The organism is Shewanella sedimentimangrovi, assembly GCF_017354965.1.
GTDB lineage: Bacteria > Pseudomonadota > Gammaproteobacteria > Enterobacterales > Shewanellaceae > Shewanella > Shewanella cyperi.
On sequence record NZ_CP071502.1, the window covers coordinates 1,607,376 to 1,628,314 of the forward strand.

The 20,939-nt window shown below is 55.3% G+C and carries 23 protein-coding genes; 13 read left to right on the top strand and 10 right to left on the bottom strand.

The features are described 5' to 3' along the window. The first annotated feature begins 53 nt into the window (after positions 1-53). From rssA to ribA, 5 genes are all read left to right on the top strand, one after another. Positions 54-1,037 (top strand): patatin-like phospholipase RssA, encoded by a 984-nt coding sequence (gene rssA, locus JYB85_RS06805; protein ID WP_207381584.1) that lies wholly within the window; start codon positions 54-56, stop codon positions 1,035-1,037. Between the two features lie 274 nt (positions 1,038-1,311). Continuing rightward, the gene (nrdD, locus tag JYB85_RS06810; RefSeq protein ID WP_207381585.1) at positions 1,312-3,429 is read left to right on the top strand and encodes an anaerobic ribonucleoside-triphosphate reductase; all 2,118 of its coding nucleotides are present in this window, start codon (positions 1,312-1,314) and stop codon (positions 3,427-3,429) included. A gap of 44 nt (positions 3,430-3,473) precedes the next feature. After that, positions 3,474-3,974, top strand: a complete 501-nt coding sequence (gene nrdG / locus JYB85_RS06815) for an anaerobic ribonucleoside-triphosphate reductase-activating protein (RefSeq protein WP_207381586.1) — start codon at positions 3,474-3,476, stop codon at positions 3,972-3,974. Between the two features lie 51 nt (positions 3,975-4,025). Beyond that, the gene (locus tag JYB85_RS06820; RefSeq protein WP_207381587.1) at positions 4,026-4,382 is read left to right on the top strand and encodes a YibL family ribosome-associated protein; all 357 of its coding nucleotides are present in this window, start codon (positions 4,026-4,028) and stop codon (positions 4,380-4,382) included. A 145-nt stretch (positions 4,383-4,527) separates the two neighbouring features. Continuing rightward, complete coding sequence (gene ribA, locus JYB85_RS06825; RefSeq protein ID WP_207325883.1) at positions 4,528-5,145, top strand: GTP cyclohydrolase II; 618 nt, start codon at positions 4,528-4,530, stop codon at positions 5,143-5,145. A 69-nt stretch (positions 5,146-5,214) separates the two neighbouring features. Here the strand turns inward: ribA and JYB85_RS06830 are convergent, their stop codons facing one another. The 10 genes from JYB85_RS06830 to suhB all read right to left on the bottom strand — a co-directional run bounded on the left by JYB85_RS06830 (position 5,215) and on the right by suhB (position 14,083). After that, positions 5,215-5,589: a hypothetical protein gene (locus JYB85_RS06830; RefSeq protein WP_207381588.1), complete on the bottom strand. Its 375-nt coding sequence runs from the start codon at positions 5,587-5,589 to the stop codon at positions 5,215-5,217. Positions 5,590-5,646: 57 nt separating this feature from the next. Continuing rightward, positions 5,647-6,057, bottom strand: a complete 411-nt coding sequence (locus JYB85_RS06835) for a VF530 family protein (RefSeq protein ID WP_207381589.1) — start codon at positions 6,055-6,057, stop codon at positions 5,647-5,649. A 104-nt stretch (positions 6,058-6,161) separates the two neighbouring features. After that, positions 6,162-7,595 (bottom strand): carbon starvation CstA family protein, encoded by a 1,434-nt coding sequence (locus JYB85_RS06840; RefSeq protein WP_207381590.1) that lies wholly within the window; start codon positions 7,593-7,595, stop codon positions 6,162-6,164. Between the two features lie 119 nt (positions 7,596-7,714). Continuing rightward, on the bottom strand, positions 7,715-8,425 hold the full coding sequence (gene btsR / locus JYB85_RS06845; RefSeq protein WP_207381591.1) for a two-component system response regulator BtsR: 711 nt from the start codon (positions 8,423-8,425) through the stop codon (positions 7,715-7,717). Then, entirely contained in the window at positions 8,422-10,098 is a 1,677-nt protein-coding gene (locus JYB85_RS06850) for a sensor histidine kinase (protein WP_207381592.1), read from the bottom strand. The genes btsR and JYB85_RS06850 overlap by 4 nt, the downstream gene beginning before the upstream one ends. Before the next feature lie 298 nt (positions 10,099-10,396). After that, positions 10,397-10,744 (bottom strand): ribbon-helix-helix domain-containing protein, encoded by a 348-nt coding sequence (locus tag JYB85_RS06855; protein WP_207381593.1) that lies wholly within the window; start codon positions 10,742-10,744, stop codon positions 10,397-10,399. Beyond that, positions 10,731-11,399 carry an AAA family ATPase gene (locus JYB85_RS06860; RefSeq protein WP_207322625.1) on the bottom strand — a complete coding sequence of 223 codons (669 nt, stop codon included), beginning with the start codon at positions 11,397-11,399 and terminating at the stop codon, positions 10,731-10,733. Before JYB85_RS06860 ends, JYB85_RS06855 begins: the two co-directional genes overlap by 14 nt. 72 nt (positions 11,400-11,471) lie before the next feature. Then, complete coding sequence (locus JYB85_RS06865; RefSeq protein ID WP_207381594.1) at positions 11,472-11,774, bottom strand: PilZ domain-containing protein; 303 nt, start codon at positions 11,772-11,774, stop codon at positions 11,472-11,474. A 203-nt stretch (positions 11,775-11,977) separates the two neighbouring features. Then, positions 11,978-13,150 (bottom strand): NnrS family protein, encoded by a 1,173-nt coding sequence (locus JYB85_RS06870; RefSeq protein ID WP_207381595.1) that lies wholly within the window; start codon positions 13,148-13,150, stop codon positions 11,978-11,980. A 129-nt stretch (positions 13,151-13,279) separates the two neighbouring features. Continuing rightward, complete coding sequence (gene suhB / locus JYB85_RS06875) at positions 13,280-14,083, bottom strand: inositol-1-monophosphatase (RefSeq protein ID WP_207322628.1); 804 nt, start codon at positions 14,081-14,083, stop codon at positions 13,280-13,282. A 152-nt stretch (positions 14,084-14,235) separates the two neighbouring features. On the opposite strand from suhB, the gene trmJ reads away from it, so the two are divergent. From trmJ to hscA, 8 genes are all read left to right on the top strand, one after another. After that, entirely contained in the window at positions 14,236-14,958 is a 723-nt protein-coding gene (gene trmJ, locus JYB85_RS06880; RefSeq protein WP_207322629.1) for a tRNA (cytosine(32)/uridine(32)-2'-O)-methyltransferase TrmJ, read from the top strand. Positions 14,959-14,966: 8 nt separating this feature from the next. Further along, positions 14,967-15,788 (top strand): serine O-acetyltransferase, encoded by an 822-nt coding sequence (gene cysE, locus JYB85_RS06885; RefSeq protein WP_207322630.1) that lies wholly within the window; start codon positions 14,967-14,969, stop codon positions 15,786-15,788. Positions 15,789-15,981: 193 nt separating this feature from the next. After that, a complete protein-coding gene (gene iscR / locus JYB85_RS06890) occupies positions 15,982-16,443 on the top strand; it encodes a Fe-S cluster assembly transcriptional regulator IscR (RefSeq protein ID WP_207322631.1) in 462 nt (153 codons plus the stop codon). Positions 16,444-16,527: 84 nt separating this feature from the next. Then, entirely contained in the window at positions 16,528-17,742 is a 1,215-nt protein-coding gene (locus JYB85_RS06895; protein WP_207322632.1) for an IscS subfamily cysteine desulfurase, read from the top strand. A 33-nt stretch (positions 17,743-17,775) separates the two neighbouring features. Further along, complete coding sequence (gene iscU, locus JYB85_RS06900) at positions 17,776-18,159, top strand: Fe-S cluster assembly scaffold IscU (protein ID WP_207322633.1); 384 nt, start codon at positions 17,776-17,778, stop codon at positions 18,157-18,159. A gap of 12 nt (positions 18,160-18,171) precedes the next feature. Further along, positions 18,172-18,495: an iron-sulfur cluster assembly protein IscA gene (gene iscA / locus JYB85_RS06905; protein WP_207322634.1), complete on the top strand. Its 324-nt coding sequence runs from the start codon at positions 18,172-18,174 to the stop codon at positions 18,493-18,495. Between the two features lie 14 nt (positions 18,496-18,509). Next, the gene (gene hscB / locus JYB85_RS06910) at positions 18,510-19,034 is read left to right on the top strand and encodes a co-chaperone HscB (protein WP_207322635.1); all 525 of its coding nucleotides are present in this window, start codon (positions 18,510-18,512) and stop codon (positions 19,032-19,034) included. A gap of 39 nt (positions 19,035-19,073) precedes the next feature. Next, positions 19,074-20,933 carry a Fe-S protein assembly chaperone HscA gene (hscA, locus tag JYB85_RS06915; RefSeq protein ID WP_207381596.1) on the top strand — a complete coding sequence of 620 codons (1,860 nt, stop codon included), beginning with the start codon at positions 19,074-19,076 and terminating at the stop codon, positions 20,931-20,933. The last annotated feature ends 6 nt before the right edge of the window (positions 20,934-20,939 follow it).

Sequence of the window (20,939 nt, forward strand, 5' to 3'; positions counted from 1 at the left end):
GGCAATTCGCGCCGGAGTTGCCATCTGAGCGGTATCACAAAAGGACGTAGCATATGACCCCAAAGCCAGCCCCCAACAGCACCAGCAACCATACAAGCTCCAAGTCTCCCACCATAGGGCTGGCATTGGGCAGCGGTGCCGCCAAGGGTTGGGCCCACATTGGGGTTCTGAAGGCCTTGCTGGCACTGGGGGTGAAACCCGATAAGGTGGCCGGTTGTTCGGTCGGTGCCCTGGTGGGGGCGGCCTATGCCAATGGTCGCTTGCAGGAATTGGATAACTGGGTCAGTGGATTTTCCAGCTGGGATGTACTGGGGCTGATGGATTTAAGCTGGCGCCGCGGTGGCATTATCGGCGGCGAGCGGGTGTTTGATGTGTTGCAATCACACATTGGCGACTTGCAGATTGAGGCCCTTGCCATTCCTTTTGCGGCCGTGGCCACGGATCTCTACAGCGGCCAGGAAATCTGGATCCGTGAAGGCGATCTGCGCCAGGCGGTGCGGGCTTCCTGCTCCATGCCCGGCATTTTGCCGCCGGTGCGCCTGGGGGAGCGTTGGCTGGTGGACGGTGCCGTAGTCAATCCCGTGCCCGTGTCTGTGTGCCGCGCCATGGATGTGGATGTGGTTATCGCCGTCGATCTCAGTGGTCACAGGCGCCAACGCAATGCGGAATTTCCGATTGAGATCCGCAGCGAGACGTCGTCGGCGCTGGAGCAGTCCCGGGCCCTGGAATCCCAGGGCAATGGCTTTATGGATTTGCTCGCCCGCGGCAAGGAATACGTCTCCAATCTCAGCGACAAATTTGCCCTTGGAAACAACTCCGATCCCGGCATGTGGGCGGTGATGTCGCAGTCCATGGAAATCCTCGAACAAAGACACAAGCGGGCCCGCTTGATGGGGGATCCGCCCGATGTCTGCCTGCTGCCCAAGGTCAATGATATCGGCACTATGGAGTTCCATCGAGCCCGGGAAGCCATTGCCGCCGGCGAGGCCGCGGTAATGGCGTCGGCACATTTGATTGAAGCAGCCCTGGGACGATAAACAAGCATTTTAAATTCAAATGCTTGCGGCTGATTTCTCTGTCGGAAGCAGTCTGAAAGGGCGGCTTTCCTACCCGTGGGATTCGGCTCGGTCAAGGGCTTGGAAGCGAAAATATCGCTTATTTTTGCCTGTGGCAACAGGCGTTTTCTTACATGATCCAGATCAAGGTATTGTCATTCACTTTGCCGCTTAATACGCAACATATTGTGTTTGTGCCTATATAAAGCACTAGATGATGTGGTGCTTATTTCAACAGAGCCAAGAGGGAATGAAGATGCCGGTCGTGATAAAGAGGGATGGTTGCCAAGCCCCGTTTGATGAAACCCGTATCCGTGATGCCGTGATCGCGGCCTCTGCCCATGAGGGAATTGAGGACGTGGACTACGCCGCCACAGTGGCGGCAGTGGTGCATGCCGGTGTCAGTCACCTGCAGCAGGTGCACATCCACGAGCTGCAGTTGGCGGTGGAAAACTGTCTGATGGAAGGCCCCTATAAGGAGGTCGCCCGCCATTATATTGAGTACCGTCACGACAGGGACGTGTGCCGCGAGGCCAGCAGCAGGCTCAATCAGGAGATCCGCTCACTGGTGGAGCAGACCAACGCCGCCCTGTTGCATGAAAATGCCAACAAGGACTCCAAGGTCATCCCTACCCAAAGGGACCTGCTGGCCGGCATCATAGCCAAGCACTATGCCAAGCGCCATATTCTGCCCAAGGATGTGGTGGCCGCCCACGAGGCCGGTGATATTCATTATCATGATCTTGATTACGCACCATTTTTCCCCATGTTCAACTGTATGCTTATCGATCTGGAAGGCATGCTGACCCGGGGCTTCAAAATGGGCAATGCCGAGATTGAGACTCCAAAATCCATTTCCACCGCCACGGCGGTAACGGCGCAAATCATAGCCCAGGTGGCAAGCCATATTTATGGTGGCACCACAATCAACCGCATCGATGAAGTGCTGGCGCCCTTTGTGGCCAAGAGCTACGAGAAGCATTACCAAACCGCGCTGACCTGGGGTGTCAAGGATGCCAAGGATTACGCCATCGCCCTGACAGAGAAAGAGTGCCACGACGCATTCCAGTCTCTGGAGTACGAGGTCAATACCCTGCACACCGCCAATGGCCAAACCCCTTTTGTCACCTTTGGCTTTGGCCTGGGAACCCGCTGGGAATCGAGGTTAATCCAACAGTCAATCCTGCAGGTGCGGCTCGAAGGCCTGGGACGTAATCGCAAGACGGCGGTATTCCCCAAACTGGTATTTGCCATTCGCGATGGGATTAACCACAAGGCCGGCGATTGCAACTATGACATCAAGCAACTGGCGTTGAAGTGTGCATCCCAGCGCATGTATCCCGACATCCTCAATTACGAGCAGGTGGAGAAGGTGACCGGCTCCTTTAAAACGCCCATGGGCTGTCGCAGTTTCCTCGGGGTTTATGAGGAAAATGGTGAGCTCAAACACGAAGGCCGTAATAACCTGGGGGTAGTCAGCCTCAATCTGCCCCGAATTGCCTTGCTGGCCAAGGGCGATGAGAGCGAGTTTTTCCGCCTGCTGGATGAACGTCTGGCCACGGCGAGGACGGCACTCGACACCCGTATCGAGCGTTTGCAGGGGGTTAAGGCCAGGGTTGCGCCGATCCTCTATATGGAAGGCGCCTGTGGTGTCAGGCTCAAGGCCGATGATGATATCGCGCCCATTTTCAAAAACGGCCGCGCCTCAATATCCCTTGGTTACATTGGTTTGCACGAAACCGTCAATGCCCTCTACGGCACCGAAGAGCACCTTTACGATTCGGCCCGGCTGCGGCAAAAGGCGCTCGACATAGTGGCCCATATGCAGGCGGCCACCAAGCGCTGGAAGGCCGAAACCGGTTATGGCTTCAGTCTCTACAGCACTCCCAGCGAGAGTCTGTGCAGCCGTTTTGCCAAGATAGATGCCAGTGAGTTTGGGGTGATCCCCGGTGTCACCGACAAGGGGTATTACACCAACAGTTTCCACCTCGATGTGGAAAAGAAGGTTACGCCCTACGACAAGATTGATTTCGAGGCGCCATATCCGCTGCTGGCCACCGGTGGCTTCATTTGTTACGGCGAATACCCCAACATGCAGCACAACCTGGAAGCGTTGGAGAACGTGTGGGACTACAGCTATAGCCGGGTACCTTACTATGGCACCAACACGCCCATCGATGAATGTTACGACTGCGGCTTTACCGGCGAGTTTTCCTGTACCAGCAAGGGTTTCGTCTGCCCCTCCTGTGGCAACCATGAACCTAGCCGGGTATCTGTGACCCGTCGGGTCTGCGGTTACCTTGGCAGCCCGGACGCCAGGCCGTTTAACCATGGCAAGCAGGAAGAGGTTAAACGCCGGGTCAAACACCTTTAATCCTGAACCACAAGGGGCGCTTTGGCGCCCCCGAGGGCGCACAGATGAACTTCCACAAATACTATCCGCTCGATGTGGTCAATGGTCCGGGTACCCGGGTGACACTGTTTGTGGCCGGCTGCGAACACCAGTGCCGCGGTTGCTATAACCAGTCCACCTGGGATCTGCGCAGCGGGCAGGTGTTCGATAAGGCCATGGCCGATACCCTGATCCACGATCTCAACGACACGCGAGTCCCGCGCCGGGGCCTCAGCCTGTCCGGTGGCGATCCCCTGCATCCGGCGAATCTGGCCGCCGTTGGCGCCTTGTTGCAGCGGGTGCGGCGGGAATGCCCGGGCAAGGATGTCTGGCTCTGGACCGGCTATGTGCATGAAAACCTGAGCGACGCACAGCGCGCTGTGGTCGAGCTGGTGGACGTGCTGGTGGATGGCCCCTTTGTGCAGGAGTTGCTGTCACCGGGATTGCCCTGGCGCGGCAGCAGCAACCAGCGGGTGTTGACCCTCAAGCCAAATAATTCACGCCAGGCAGGCGCTTCGCTGTTATAATGCCTCCCTTGGCACCACGCAGGTGCATTAAGGTATTGAATAGGTAACAGCATGAATTTGAAACAAGAACTGCATGAGCTTAACGATAAGCTCGATAAATTCCGCCGCAAGCTCGCCGCTGCCGAGCAGCGGGGCGATCAGCATGTGGTAGCGCAGTTCAAGCAGGAAATGGCGGCCCTAACCAAACGTATCGCCAGTGTCAAACAGCAACAAAGCCGGGAACTGGGCAAACAGGCCGGTGAAGTCAAGGATTTACCGTTCAGGCGCGCCATCACCAAGGCCGAACAGGCCGACATGGGTAAGCTGAAAAAATCGGTCAAGGGACTGGTGGTGGTTCATCCCATGACGGCCCTGGGAAGGCAGATGGGCCTGACCGAGGTGACGGGTTTTGCGCCCAAACCTTTCTGATATCCCAGTTAATCACTTGGGTATTCCTGTACCAGCCAAAAGTGCTTAGAATAGGGCTCCCGAGGCGCCGCAGTTGTCGGCGCCGTCTGTTTTGTCAGGGATTTCAGCTGTCTCATGGAATGAGAGCTGTCGTGAAGGTTGAAACATGTCGATAAAATACGTCGCCACTTCCAAATTGCCCACCCCTTGGGGCATCTTTGCCATGCACGGTTTTGAAGATACCGAGACAGGCAAGGAACATGTGGCGCTGACTTACGGTGAGCTGGATGCCAAGACCCCGGTGCTGGGGCGGATCCACTCCGAATGTCTTACCGGGGATGCCCTGTTCAGCCTGCGCTGTGACTGTGGTTTCCAACTGCAGACCGCCATGCAAAACATTGCCGAAGCCGGTAGCGGTTTTATCCTTTATCTGCGTCAGGAAGGGCGTGGCATTGGTTTGCTCAACAAGATCCGCGCCTATGAGTTGCAGGATCAGGGGGCCAATACCGTCGAAGCCAATGAGCGTCTGGGCTTTGCGGCCGATATGCGGAAATATGACATGATAGCCCCCATGCTGGCCCATATAGGTGTCACCCAGGTGCGTTTGATGACCAATAATCCGCGCAAGGTCAAGGCTATGCAGGATGTGGGCATGGACGTGGTGGAGCGGGTGCCGTTGCAGGTGGGTAAGAACCGTTATAACGAGGCCTATCTCAAGACCAAGTCCGATGCCCTGGGGCATATGATGTCCGAGGTCCATTTTAACGATGACCATCAGGACTGAATGTGTTTCAGTGCTCATATATGAATAAAAATCAGCGCCTTATGGCGCTGATTTTTTATAGGGTTCGGGCTAGGCTCCCTTGGCCCGTCGGGCCGCTTTCAGCTGCTCCCCCGTCAGTGCAAGCAGCCTGGCATTAAGCTCGGTCAATTCACGCCCAAGCTGTTCGCGTCTGTGTTCGGCACTGTCCGAGTGGTTGCCTCTGAGCTGCTGTAATTCTTTGTTTAATTCCTGCAGACGAGCCCTGAGCTTGGCAATTTGTTGCTCGAGGGGATCCTGGTGTTCCTGTTGACGGTTTAGTTCAGAGGTGGCCTCACGGCTGGCACCAAAGGCTTCGGCAATATCCAGGGCCCGGACCAGGTCTTTGCTTGGCTCACTTGCCTGATTGAGCCTGGTTGTTGGTCCCACTCCAGGCAGGGCGGACGCAGGGGAAATCAACATGGCCATGACACAACCCTTTCTTGGACTCCAATATCAGGTTATCGGCCAATCGGGTGCCTGGCTTTAGCTGCGTTTGCCCCAGATGTCGGCGTTGACAGCGCCGCTGCCATGCTCCGGCTTGGTGGTGCTTTTACCGGCAGCCGCCTCTTTGTCGGCAGGCTTTGCCTTGGCTGTGTGTGTTGTTTGAGCAGTGTGTTTCGTTTGGGCTGGGTGTTTCGTTTGCGCTGAGTGTGCTTCAACCCTGGCCATGGGGACCGGCAGGCCGTGACACTCAAGGTACAAATGCTCGACTTTTTCCCTGGCCCAGAGGGTGCGACGTAAAAAAGTCAGACTGGATTTGATGCTGGGATCCTGGCTGAAGCAGCGTATGGCAATGCGCTGTGCCAAAGCAGGCCAACCGAGCTCAGCTACCAGATACTCCAGAATGTGTTTGAGTGTCAGGCCGTGAAGTGGATTATTGGGTTGTTCGGACATGTGGGCTCTGTTTGACGGGCGCGGTGGGCAAAACCCGATTGTAACCCGTCGGGGCAACAAAAAACAAAGGCCGGCATTGCCGACCTTTGTGCGTGCTGCCAGCCTCAGGCTTTTTCGGCCACTTCAACCGCCTTACCCTTGGTGGTCAATAACAGACCGCCCGCTACAGTAACAGCGATAATGATGCCTGCCACGGTGGAGAGGGGCATGGGCAGACCGGCACCCAGGGTGGCGGAGTTGATCAGGAAGGTCACCACCACAGAGGTCATAAAGGTAGCAGGCACAGTACAGATCCAGTGCAGCTTATTATGACGCATCAGGTAAGCGGAAGCGGTCCAGAGCATAAGTACGGCGGTAGCTTGGTTGGCCACACCGAAATAGCGCCAAATCACCCCGAAGTCCACCTGTGTCAGTATGGCTCCGACCACGAACAGTGGGATAGCCAGCAGCAGACGTTTACCCATCTCATTTTGTGGCAGGTTGAAGAACTCTGACAGGATCAGACGGGCTGAGCGGAATGCGGTATCACCCGAGGTGATTGGCAGCACTATCACACCCAGTACCGCCATAAAGCCACCTATGGTACCCAGCAGACCGGTGGACGCTTCATAGACCACGTTGGCAGGATTGCCGGCCATGCCGCTGGCGAGGCCTTCAACACCGCCGAAGAATGACAGGGCAATGGCACACCAGATCAGGGCGATTATGCCTTCACCTATCATGGCACCGAAGAACACGAAGCGGCCGTTGGATTCATTTTCCATGCAGCGGGCCATCAAAGGCGATTGGGTAGCATGGAAGCCGGAAATGGCGCCACAGGCAATGGTGATAAAGAGGGCCGGCCACAGTGGCATATCCTTGGGATTGAGGTTGGTCAGGAAGTCAGACGCCTGAACACCTGGCAGCAAACTGTGTTCGGTGGAGACCAGCAGGGCTATGGTCAGTCCCACGGACATGAACAGCAGCAGGGCGCCGAAGAAGGGATAGAGGCGACCTATGATCTTGTCCACCGGGACTATGGTGGCTACCAGGTAGTAAACGAAAATTATACCAACGAAGATGCTGATATCGGCGCCGGTCAACTTGGACAGCAGGCCCGCAGGTGCAGAAATAAATACTACGCCCACCAACAGTAAGAGTATGGTGGCAAAGACATTCATGAAGTGCTTGGCTTTCTTGCCCAGGTATTTGCCCGCCAGATTGGGTACCGATTGGCCCCCATTGCGTACCGACAGCATGCCGGAAAAATAATCGTGCACCGCACCGGCAAAAATACAGCCTATGACTATCCACAACATGGCGGCAGGGCCATAGAGCGCACCCAGGATAGGGCCAAAGATCGGACCTACGCCGGCAATGTTAAGCAGTTGAATAAGGTACACCTTGCCCTTGGACATGGGCACGTAATCAACCCCGTCGGTTTGGGTAAAGGCCGGTGTTTGCCGTTTGGCATTGATCCCGAACACCTTCTCCACGAAGGTGCCGTAAATCACGTAGCCGCCGATGAGCAGGCCAACGCAGAGTAGGAACCAGGTCATTGCTTCTCTCCTTCTTTTTTCAGTACTGGCAGTTTATGGGAAGGAAAGCCACCCTGGTGGTGATTTTGACCGAGCGGTCGAATGGAAAGGTTGAGCGGTTATCTGCCGGCGTCAGTGGTTCAGTGAAATCCGAAATACTGCTTGAGTTCTTTAAGATAGCGCCTGGATACCGGCACCCTGGCACCGCTGCGGGTAATGACTTCGGCGCCGCCATCCTGCAACTCTATCTCGGCGATGGCAGCAGGCGCCACCAGATACTGGCGATGACAGAAGATGAGCCGGGTTTTTTCCTCCAGCAGTTTGAGGGTCATCTGGGTATGCACCAGGCCATTGGTCGTCGCCACGTGAACGCCGCCAACGTCGCTGAAAATAAATTCCACATCAGAGATGGGCACCACCTTGAGGCGGTTGCCACTGAAGCAGGGCAGGTGGGTGAGTTCGGCCGGGGTAACGGGCCCGAGATCTTTGGGGGCCAAGTCCTGCCTTAGCCGTGCCAGGGTTTGTTCCAGTCTGTCGGGATCTATGGGTTTGAGCAGGTAATCGAAGGCATGGTATTCGAAGGCCTTGATGGCGAATTCATCAAAGGCGGTGACAAACACTATCCTTGGCATGGTGCTTTTATCCAACATTGCCAGCAGTTCCATGCCACTTATCCTTGGCATTTGGATATCCAGAAACACCAATTGCGGTTTGAGTTCGTTGATGGCCTGCATGGCCTCAATGGCATTACCCGCCTGAGCAAGAATAAGGATATCCGGCGACTTGGCCAGCAGTTCGGCCAGTGCCTCCCGGGCGTAGGGTTCGTCATCAACCAGGATGCAGGAAATCACGACTCTTTCTCCGTCAGTGGCAGGGTGATGGTTACCCGGGTATATTCGTCGGCCCGGCAGTCTACCTTTACCCCATATTGGTTACCGAATTGATTCTGGATCCGTTTGTGCACCAGGTTCATACCCAGACCCTCGCTGCTTTCCTTGGCTTGATAGAGGCCGGCATTGTCGGTCACTTCCAGCACCAATATACCTGCTTCAGCCTTACCGGTAACCTGGATCCTGCCTTGTTCCAGCAGCTGCGAGGTGCCATGTTTGACCGCATTTTCTATGATGGGCTGCAGGGTAAAAGCCGGCAATTTTTGCTGCATCAGTTCCACCGGGATGCGGATATCGACACTGAGTTTGTCGATAAAGCGCGCTCTTTCAATGCCCAGATAGGCTTCTATGTGCTCAAGCTCATCGGCCAGCGACACCAGATCCGGGCTGCGTTTGAGATTGATGCGTAAAAACTGCGATAACTGCTGCAGCAGGCCTCTGGCCTTGTCGGGATTGCGGCGAATGATGGCGCCTATGGTATTGAGTGCATTGAACAGGAAATGCGGATTGACCTGGGCTTGCAGTAATTTGAGTTCGGTCTGGGTCAGCAGGATTTTCTGCTGTTCCACCCGGCCATAAAGTATCTGGTTGGACAGCAGCCTGGCTATCCCTTCACCCAATGTCCGGTTGATGTTGAGAAACAGTTTGTTTTTAGGTTCGTACAACTTGATGGTGCCTATAACCTCGGTATCACTGCGCAAGGGGATCACCAGGCTGGACCCCAGACGGCATTGGGGCGAGATGGAACAGGCGTAGGGCAATTCAACGCCATCGGCGAACATCACCTTGTTGTCCTGTATGGCCTCCAGGGTGATTTTCGAGGCGATTGGCGTCCCGGGAATATGGTGATCGGCTCCAATGCCGATAAAAGCCAGCAGTTTTTCCCTGTCTGTGATGGCCACAGCGCCGACATTGGTTTCCTCAATGACGATTTGCGCCACCTCGGCGCTGGTGCGCTCGTTAAATCCCTGTGAAAGCAATCCAACACTGCGCTCGGCAATTTTGAGTGCCTTGGTGGAAAAGCTCGACGACAGTTTGTCGAACATGGCCTTCTGATCTTTGAGCATGCTCATAAAGAGGGCCGCCCCCATGGAGTTGACCAGCAACATGGGCGGTGCAATCTGCTGGACCAGTGCCCAGGCGTCCTCAAAGGGCTTGGCCACTATCAGTATGATCAGCATTTGCATGATTTCAGCGTAAAAAGTTGCCAGGCCCGCCACCAGAGGATGATAGCTGAGTTCCGGTTTACCCAGTCGCCTCAGGGTGAGACTCAGCAGTCCCGCCGAAAGGCCCTCCAGTGTCGTTGACAGGGCACAGGCCACGTCGGTAAATCCACCCATGCTGTAGCGGTGCAGACCACCGGTAAGCCCCACCGCCAGCCCGGTCACCGGACCACCGAGCAAGCCACCAAGGACTGCCCCCATGGCCCGGGTGTTGGCAATCGCCCCATGGGTTTGTTCGCCAAAATAGGTGGCCATGATGCAGAAGGTCGAAAAAATTAGATAGATGATGATCTTATGGGGGAGCCGTGGGGAGCTTTCGGTCAATACCTTGAACAAAGGGGTCTTGCTGGCCAGATAGACGAATACCAGATAAAGGCACATCTGCTGCGTTAAAAGCAGGATAAGCGGCATGCAACTGCTCTCCAAAAGCTCCGGCCCAAAGCGACGTCACAGGGATAAGACGCAGACTTAAGGCTGGAGGCGGGATGATTGCTGCTGACGCTGGCTGCAACAGCCAGGCTTCGCCGGCAACGTCCCCTTGGGTTAATCCAACTGTGTCTGTTGGCAAGGATGTTAGCCCAGGCCCCGACAAGGCTCAAGCGGCTTACCTTCGCGGTTTCATGCACTTTAACGTGCTAAAAGACTGGCGGGTGTCAGCTGTGAACCGGGTGAAAAGGCAGGCTGTCGGCAGACAGCCTGGTCTTGCCCATCACAAATGATCGTCTTTACGGCGCTGCAAAATATGGCCTTGCTCGCCCGAACTCTTGTCGTAAAACTCTTTGATAAGGATCCTGAGCAATTTGGATTTGGCTATGCCCGACTCCTTGGCTATCTCATCCAGCTGGGCGATGCTTGCTTCGGTTAGGGTAAAGGTGGCATGACGATAGGTTTTGGTCGTCATCTTATCCAGGCCGCGCTTTGGCGGCTTGGACTTTTGACCCGCCAACAGGGTCGGTTTGCCGGATGCATAATTGTTGGCATCAGCGATAAAGTCTTCCACCGAAATCTTGCTGCGGTCGACTTTGGGTTTCTTGCGTTTAAGGTCAGTTAAGCTCATAGCGATTTTCTGGTGGTATGGCGAGCAGTTCATCTGCGATGGCGCGAATTTCTTCCGCTGCCTTGCCATCGGGTTCGATTTCGAGCACGGAAGAGCCGCTCTCTTCGCTGTCGTCGTAAATATTACGGCTGAAGGTGACTGAGTCCAGTACCCGCAGCCCGAAGGACTGTACCACTTCCTTGGCTTCCAGAATGCGTTTTCCCTGTGTTGGCAGGGCTGGGCACTGGGTTAAAACCACGGTTGCCACCATCTTGGGGTTGACCATCTTACAGGTGGCCAGCATGTCTTCCATGTGGGGCAGGGTCTTGAGATCCCGGCGTTTGGGGCGCAATGGCACCACCACATAGGTGGCCACCGACATGGCGGCACGCATGGCCAGGTTGTCCTGACCACCGCAGTCGACTATCACATAATCGAAACGCTCATTAAGACTGAGCAAATCATTACGGATTTTGCCATACAGCTGAATACAGTTGATTTGTGGCAAATCGGCAGCGTTGTTACGGGCCTGGATCCAGTCGGAAGTCGTGCGCTGGGGGTCGCAATCGACCATGAGCACATTAGCATTGAATTTTTGTGTGATATGCACTGCGATATTTTGTGCCAGACAGCTCTTGCCGCTGCCACCTTTTTCACCGCCCACAAGCAGAATCATTTCTGGATCTCCAAATGCCTGTCATTTTTGTGTAAGTATAGAACAATATTGGGAAAATCCCTCTGGGTTCCCTCAGATTAGCTGCAGCGCAACATGGAAACTTTGCGAATTACGCTCGGAGCAGCGACATACCTGTCCCTGAACTGTGTTTTCTTTGTCGCTGCCAGGATTGAAGACCACTTCCACCAGATCTCCCATGGCGAAAGGACGGCGATACTCAAACAGCACGCCACGACGGGCCAGATCAATACAAATGCCATCGTCTGTGTGCACAACCCCGGTCCTGTCGGTCCAGCGCAGCAGAATGCGTTCGGCTTCCAAGTCTACCCTGAGCGAGCCACGACGTTCTTCGAAATCCTTTGGATTGTCATCCATTGCACAAGTCTCCAGCGATTAGATAAAAAACACTTAAAAATTAGCATAATTGCTTTTGCTAAGAATACCAATGACCAATTGAGTGGCATACGGAAAAACATCCGTAAAACGGGACAGAGTTGGCAAATTGATGGCAGAAGGGAATAGGTTCTGTGGTGGATAAAAGAAAAGGGGCCTAAGCCCCTTTAAGAAAAACAAAAATGTCAGCCCGGACGGCCATCAACCCTGGGGGCCATCAACATGGGGCCGTAATAGAAGATAAACAGGCCAAAGGCCACCAGCCACAACATGCCAGACAAGAATAACAGCGGCAGGTAGGCTTCCGGAATCAGATTGGCCAAAGGACGGATCACACTGGCGGCGATCATAAAGCCAAAGGCGGCGCTCATGGGAACCGGAGGCGTCAGGGTGCGGCCGGTATGACCCAGAGACACCCTTGCCATCATGGCCAGGATCATGCTGCCCATGCCGCCAACTGTGACCAGATGCAAGCCGGCAGACACCTCAGGCTTGGCGGCCATCAGCAGCAACCCCAGTGGAATGGCAACAAAACTCAGGTGCAGGGACCAGAGCAGAGGCACGCTGAAGCTGTGTCGCCAGCCCCAACGGGACCAACGTACCAGCAAAACCAGGCCGGCAAGGACTGCGACTACCTGAGTCAACAAAGTCACTCCGACAAACAGGCTGACAATGAGGGTCAACATCAGCACCACGGCAGCAACATCCAATGCCGGTACCGCCTGGGTTCTTTGCCATTGGGTTGCCCGCTCGGTAAAGAAGGGGATAACCCGTCCGCCCAGCAGTGACACCACCATAATCACCACCATGGCAGCTCCCTTGAGCGCCAATTGCGCGAGCTGCGGGTCTTGCTCCATCAAGGCCACGTGACTCACGCCGTTGAAGAAGGTCAGCAGCAGCAATATGGGCACAAATACCAGATTGCGCCACTGTTTCACCTTGAGCACGGCCATTGCCATAAAGGCGGCGGCCGTCAGCAGGAATCCCATGTCCAGTATCATGGCGGCAAGGGGCGGTAGCAGACTGTCATCAAGCAGCAACAATCTCGGGGCAAGCCAGAGGACAAACAGCGAGATAAGGGGCCATCCCTTGAGGCCGGGAACCCCGGTCCAGTTTTGCACCGCCGTCAGCAGAAAACCGACTATGATGGCGCAGACAAAACCGAACAACATTTCGTGGCCATGCCACCACAGCAGATTGCCGTGGGGAGACAGGGTCATCCAACCGCTGAATTGCAGCAACCACAAGAGCAGGGCCAGCATGCTGAACAGGCTGCCGAACAGAAAGAAGGGTCTGAAGCCGAGGCGGAACAGGGCCGGTTTGAATTGCTTGGCGACGGGTTCATCAATATTGATCATGGCGCACCTTGGAAGAGGAACTGAGTTGGCAGCCATTATAAGGTGTATTTAAATGGCATGTAACAGTGGTGGCGGCGAATGATAAAAAAAACCGCCCTGGTGGGCGGTTTCTGTGACTCAGCTCGCGCTTCAGCGCTTCAGCGCTTCGTTCAGCAGGGGTCGCATGATCTTAACCAACTGGGTGGTGGCCTTGGGAGAGCCGGCCACTATGTTGCCTGACAGCAGGTAGTTATGGCCACCGGTAAAGTCGGTGACAGTGCCACCGGCCTCGCGGCAGATAAGATCGCCCGCAGCAATATCCCAGGGCTTGAGGCCCAGCTCAAAGTAGCCATCCATACGACCGGCAGCCACATAGGCCAGATCCAGGGCGGCAGAGCCTGCGCGGCGCAGATCGGCACACTGGCTGAATACTTCGTTCAGTATGGCCATGTAGGATTCAGTGTGTTGACGGGATTTGAACGGGAAGCCGGTGGCAATAATGGCATTGTTCAGATCGTTGCCATTGCCGACGCGGATACGGAAGTCGTTGACCTTGGCACCGCGGCCACGGACTGCGCTGAACAGCTCTTCGCGAACCGGATCATAAACCACGGCGACTTCGGTTTTACCCTTGTACTGCAAAGCGATGGAGACGGCGAAATGGGGGATACCACGCACGAAGTTGGTGGTGCCATCCAGAGGATCGACAATCCAGACATAGTCTTTGTTTTCACCGCGGTCTTCACCTTTCTCCTCACCAACTATGGTGTGGTCTGGGTAAGATTTGCGGATCTGATAGATAATCGCTGCTTCTGCTTCCTTGTCTACACTGGTAACGAAATCGTTCACCCCTTTTACACTCACCTCAACGCGGTCGAGTTCGGTGTAGGCACGCATAATAGTTTGGCCGGCGGCGCGAGCGGCGCGCACGGCGATGGTCAGCATCGGATGCATTGCAATCCCCTGGATGTTAAAGAACGAAAAATAAGCGGCGCGTATTATAGCCGATCCACGGGGTATATCAATTACAGATTTTCATATAAGGTTTTGCCACCCCCTATGTTAAACTCGCGCTCTGTGTTTTATGAATTAAATTAAGTCGTTTCATGCTGAGCAATATTCGCGTCATTCTTGTGGGCACCTCCCATCCGGGCAACATCGGTTCCACTGCCAGGGCCATGAAAACCATGGGGCTGAGCAATCTGTATCTGGCCGAGCCCAGGGTGGAGCCTGATGGTCAATCCGTGGCGCTGGCTGCCGGTGCCTGCGACATACTTAAGAACCTGGTCAAGGTGGACTCGCTGGCCGAAGCCATCAAGGATTGCTCCCTGGTGATAGCCACCAGCGCCCGCAGCCGCACCCTGGACTGGCCCATGCTCGATCCACGCCAGGCCGGCGAAAAATTGGTTGCCGAAGCGAAATCAGGGCCCGTGGCCATAGTCTTTGGCCGTGAAAATCATGGCCTCAGCAACGAAGAGCTGCAGCAGTGCAACTATCATGTGTTTATTCCCGCCAATCCCGAGTACAGCTCCCTTAACCTGGCCCAAGCGGTACAGATTATCTGTTACGAAACCCGGGTGGCGCATTTGGCTCAGGAAGCCGAGCCGCAGGAGATAGTGGAATATCCGCTGGTGGAAGATCAGGAGCGCTTTTTTGAGCACCTTGAAAAAACCCTGTTGTCCACCGGGTTCATTATCAAGAATCACCCCGGCCAGGTCATGGTTAAACTCAGACGTCTGTTCAGCCGGGCGCGGATAGAAAGTCAGGAAATGAATATTCTCCGGGGTATTCTGACTTCGATTGATCGTTGGGTTGAACCCAAAAAGTAGGAAGGTATATGGGCGTCATTTCCAGACTGAAAGAAGATATTGCCTCTATTTATCACAGGGATCCCGCGGCGCGTAATGCGTTTGAGATCCTGGTGAACTATCCCGGTATGCATGCCATTTGGTTGCATCGTATCAGCCATAAGCTGTGGAAGCGGGATTGGCGTTTCGTGGCGCGCACCCTGTCGACCTTTTCCCGCTGGCTAACCGGTGTCGAGATCCATCCGGGTGCCACCATAGGGCGGCGCTTCTTTATCGATCACGGTATGGGCATAGTGATAGGGGAGACCGCCGAGATAGGCGACGATTGCACTTTGTATCACGGTGTGACCCTCGGTGGCACCAGCTGGAATGCCGGCAAACGCCATCCGACCCTGGAAAATAACGTGGTGGTTGGGGCCGGCGCCAAGATCCTCGGTCCCATTACCATGCATCAGGGCGCCAGAGTCGGTTCCAATTCAGTGGTGGTAAAAGACGTTCCTGCCGATACCACAGTGGTGGGGATCCCGGGGCGCATAGTGACCACTCCCAGTCCCCAGTCAAAGGAAACCAGCGAAAGGCGCAATGCCATGGCCAAGAAATATGGCTTTGATGCCTATGCCGTGGCACCGGACAATCCGGATCCTGTGGCCAATGCCATAGGCCAGATGCTGGACCATATGCATCTGATGGATTCCAAGGTTCAGGAGCTGTGTCAGGCCGTGCAGTCATTGGGAGGCAGTGTCTGTACCGAAAAGCTGCCTGAGCTGGATGTGGGCGAGTTCAGTGACGCCGAGATGGCTGCGGCAGAAAAGCGTCAGCATGCCATCGACGAATTCGATCCCATAATCTGAGGCGCCATGCGGATTAATTTGGCCATTAACGTTGAATAATGTGCCGAAAAAAGGTTAAATACCCCAGCCCGGCGCAGGGGTATTGTCGATGTGGGTTCGCTTAATACCTGACTGAATTAGTCGGATTTTTACTTGACTGAATTACTCGGGTATGTTGCAATACTCCCATATTTTATTGGGAGCTGTGGTAGTTATGAAACTTACGTCTAAAGGCCGCTATGCAGTAACAGCCATGCTGGATGTGGCAATCCATTCCGCATCCGGTCCTGTTCCCTTGGCCGATATCTCCGAGCGTCAGGGGATTTCGCTCTCTTATCTCGAACAACTTTTTGCCAAACTGCGCAAGCAGGGATTGGTGGCCAGTGTCCGTGGTCCGGGTGGTGGTTACCGTTTGGGCCTGGAGGCCTGGGAAATTTCCGTTGGCATGGTGGTCGCTGCGGTTGACGAGTCGGTTGATGCCACTCGCTGCCATGGCAAGGGCAACTGCCAGGGCGGCAGTCGCTGCCTGACCCATTCGCTGTGGGATGATTTGAGCAAACAGATTTCTGAATTCCTCAATGGCATCACTCTGGCCGGATTGATGCAGAAGCGCGATGTACAGTTTATTTCGGTCAAACAAGATAAGATCCAAATGGAGCACAGGGTATCGGCCTGAGCCTGACCCGTGTTGAATGTATTAAAAATAAAGCGTGTACGTTGTAAGTAGCCTCAGCTGAGACTGCGAAGTACGGAGTGTGTGATGAAGCTTCCTATCTATTTAGATTATGCCGCAACAACACCTGTTGATCCTCGGGTCGCAGAAAAGATGATGCAGTTTATGACTATGGACGGCGTGTTTGGTAACCCAGCCTCCCGTTCACACCGCTATGGCTGGCAGGCCGAAGAGGCGGTGGATATCGCCCGTGCCCAGGTGGCTGAACTGATCAATGCCGATCACCGCGAAATCGTGTTCACCTCCGGTGCCACCGAGTCAGACAACCTGGCCATCAAGGGTGTGGCGCATTTCTACAACAAGAAAGGCAAGCACATCATCACCAGCAAGACGGAACACAAAGCGGTACTGGATACCTGCCGTCAGCTGGAGCGTGAAGGCTTTGAGGTGACCTACCTTGAGCCGGCCGCTAACGGCATCATCCCCATGGAGCGTCTGGAAGCAGCCATGCGTCCCGACACCATTTTGCTGTCGCTGATGCACGTCAACAACGAAATCGGCGTGATCCATGATATTGATGCCATCGGCGAGCTGTGCCGCAGCAAGGGCATCATTTTCCACGTGGATGCCGCCCAAAGTGCCGGCAAACTGCCAATCGATGTGCAGAAGACCAAGGTGGACCTAATGTCCATTTCCGGTCACAAGATGTACGGCCCCAAGGGTATTGGTGCCCTGTATGTGCGCCGTAAGCCACGTATCCGTCTGGAATCCCAGATGCACGGCGGCGGTCATGAGCGCGGTATGCGCAGCGGTACCCTGGCGACCCACCAAATCGTTGGTCTGGGTGAGGCTGCGGCCATCGCCAAGGCCGAAATGGCTGAAGAAAATGCCCGTATCGCCCGTCTGCGCGATCGCCTCTGGAATGGCATCAAGGACATAGACGAGACCTATATCAACGGTGATATGGAGCAGCGCTTCTGCGGTAACCTCAACGTCAGCTTCAACTTTGTTGAGGGTGAATCCCTGATGATGGCCCTGAAAGACCTGGCCGTATCATCCGGTTCCGCCTGTACCTCTGCCAGTCTCGAACCCAGCTATGTGCTGCGCGCACTGGGACTGAATGACGAGATGGCCCACAGCTCGATCCGTTTCTCTATCGGCCGCTTCACCACCGAGGAGGATATAGATTATGCAATTGAAATCATTCACAACTCTATCGGTAAGCTGAGAGAAATGTCACCGCTTTGGGAAATGTTCAAAGACGGTATCGACCTCAGTCAAGTGCAATGGGCACACCACTGATTAAGTGGTTCAAGAGAGATTTGGAGCAGTATCATGTCTTACAGTGAAAAAGTAATAGATCATTATGAGAATCCCCGTAACGTGGGTTCTTTCGACAAAAACGACCCGAACGTGGTGACCGGCATGGTGGGTGCGCCCGCCTGCGGCGACGTAATGAAGCTGCAGCTGAAGATTGATGCCAACGGCATTATCGAAGACGCCAAGTTCAAGACCTATGGCTGTGGCAGTGCCATTGCCTCCAGTTCGCTGGTGACCGAGTGGGTCAAGGGCAAGACCATAGAAGAGGCTGCGGCCATCAAGAATACCGATATTGCCGAAGAGTTGGCTCTGCCTCCGGTGAAGATCCACTGCTCTATCCTGGCAGAGGACGCCATCAAGGCGGCACTGGAAGACTACAAGTCCAAACACGGCAATTAATCCGGAGTCCCCATGGCGATTACTATGACGCCGGCCGCCAATGAAAGGGTAAAAGCCTTTCTGGCCAACAGGGGCAAGGGACTGGGGCTGCGCCTCGGTCTCAAGACCTCTGGTTGTTCCGGCATGGCCTATGTGTTGGAATTTGTTGATGATCTGAACCCTGACGATGAGCTGTACGAGATCGATGGCGTTAACATCATCATAGATGCGAAGAGTTTCATCTATTTGCAGGGCATTGAGCTGGACTTCGTCAAGGAAGGCCTCAACGAGGGCTTCAAGTTCAACAACCCCAATGCGAAAGGGGAATGCGGCTGCGGTGAAAGCTTTACCGTCTGATCCGAAGAAGGCGTATGAATTATTTCGAGCTGTTTAATTTTCCCGCTGCCTTTGAACTGGATACCCAGGCCTTGGCCGGCCGTTATCGTGAGCTGGCCAGCGCCGTCCATCCGGACAAGTTTGCCGGTGGCAGCGAGCAGGAAAAACTGCTCGCCGTCAGTCGCACCGCGATGATCAACGATGCCTTCCAGACCCTCAAAGACCCGGTGCGCCGTGCAGAACACCTGCTGGTGCTCAAGGGCGTCGACATTCGTCATGAAATCCAAACGGTGCGGGATACCGCCTTTTTGATGCAGCAGATGGAATGGCGCGAAGCGCTGGAAGACATCAGCCACAGTGACGATCCCGGTCGTGAGATAGATGCGCTGCGCGACTCCTTCCGCGATTATTCGGCCGGGGTGACCGAGACTCTCAAGCGCCTGCTGGCAAGCAGTGTGGCCGATGATTGGCACCTGGCGGCGGATCAGCTGCGTAAACTCAAATTTATGAACAAGTTGCAAGCGGAGCTAGAACGGGCCGAAGACGCCCTGTTCGAATGACCCGCTTCAACCTGACGTCCAAGAACAAGTTGGAAATCTATGGCCCTTTTGCAGATTGCTGAGCCCGGACAAAGCGCCGCGCCACATCAACACAGACTCGCGGTCGGTATCGATCTGGGTACCACCAACTCCCTGGTTGCCGCCGTGCGCAGTGGCGAGCCCGCAACACTGCCCGATGCCGAAGGCAGACATTCATTGCCCTCCATAGTGCGCTACACCGGCGAAGGCGTTGAAGTAGGTTACCAGGCCGAGGCCGCCTCGGCCCAGGATCCGGCCAATACCATAGTGTCGGTCAAGCGATTTATGGGGCGCAGTCTCAAGGATGTGCTGGCCGGTGAGCATAAGTTTCCCTATGACTTCGGCACCAGCGAACAGGGATTGCCCCTGTTCAATACCCCCCAGGGCGCGGTCAACCCGGTACAGGTGTCGGCAGAGATTTTGCGTCCGCTGATCCAAAGGGCCGAGCTGACCCTGGGTGGCAATCTGGAAGGCGTGGTCATTACCGTACCCGCTTATTTTGATGACGCCCAGCGTCAGGGCACCAAGGATGCCGCCCAGTTGTTGGGCATGAAGGTTTTGCGCCTGCTCAATGAGCCCACGGCTGCGGCCATCGCCTATGGTCTGGACTCGGGTCAGGAAGGGGTGATTGCCGTATACGATCTCGGTGGTGGTACCTTCGATATTTCCATATTGCGCCTGAATAAAGGGGTGTTTGAAGTGCTCGCCACCGGCGGCGATTCGGCCCTTGGCGGTGACGATTTCGATCATCTGCTGGCAGACCACCTGGCGAACCAGTGGCAGCTGACGGATGACGGTGCCGTACTGGGCCGTAAACTGCTCATCGAGGCGCGCCGTGTCAAGGAGGCCCTGACCACAGACTCAGAGGTAGTTGCCAAGCTTGAACACCAGGGCCTGAGCTACAGCACGTCCGTGCAGGTAGAGACCTTCAACGAGCTTATCCGCGCACTGGTGAAAAAAACCATCATGGCCTGTCGCCGCACCCTGCGTGATGCCGGTATCGAGGCCGCCGACGTGCTGCAAACCGTGCTGGTGGGTGGTTCTACCCGGGTACCTTTGGTGCGCTCCGAGGTGGAGCACTTCTTTGGCCAAGCGCCTTTGACCGGCATAGATCCCGACCGGGTGGTGGCCATAGGTGCCGCTATCCAGGCCGATATTCTGGTGGGTAACAAGCCTGATACCGACCTGTTGCTGCTGGATGTGATCCCCCTGTCTCTGGGGATCGAAACCATGGGCGGCCTGGTGGAGAAAATCGTGTCCCGCAATACCACCATCCCGGTGGCACGGGCCCAGGAATTTACCACCTTCAAGGATGGTCAAACCGCCATGGCCTTCCACGTGGTGCAGGGCGAACGTGAGCTGGTGGCCGATTGCCGCTCCCTGGCGCGCTTTACTCTCAAGGGCATACCGCCATTGGCGGCCGGTGCGGCTCACATCCGCGTCACCTTCCAGGTGGATGCCGATGGCCTGCTCAGTGTTACCGCCATGGAAAAGTCTTCCGGCGTGAAGGCCTCAATCCAGGTGAAGCCGTCATTTGGTCTGTCGGATACCGAAATTGCCACCATGCTCAAGGATTCAATGAAGCATGCCAAGGACGATATCAGCCGCCGTATGCTGGCGGAGCAGCAGGTGGAAGCCGCGCGGGTGCTGGAATCGTTGAACTCGGCGCTGGCCAAGGATAAAGACCTGCTGGAACAAAGTGAATTGGACGCCATCCTCACTGCCATGGGTGTGCTTGCCGAAACTGCAAAAGGGGACGATGCCGACGCCATCAGCGCCGCTATCGCCCAAGTGGACGAGCAAACCCAGGAGTTTGCCGCCAAGCGTATGGACAACTCAATCCGCACCGCCCTCAAGGGGCAGTCGGTCGACACTATATAGGTAACA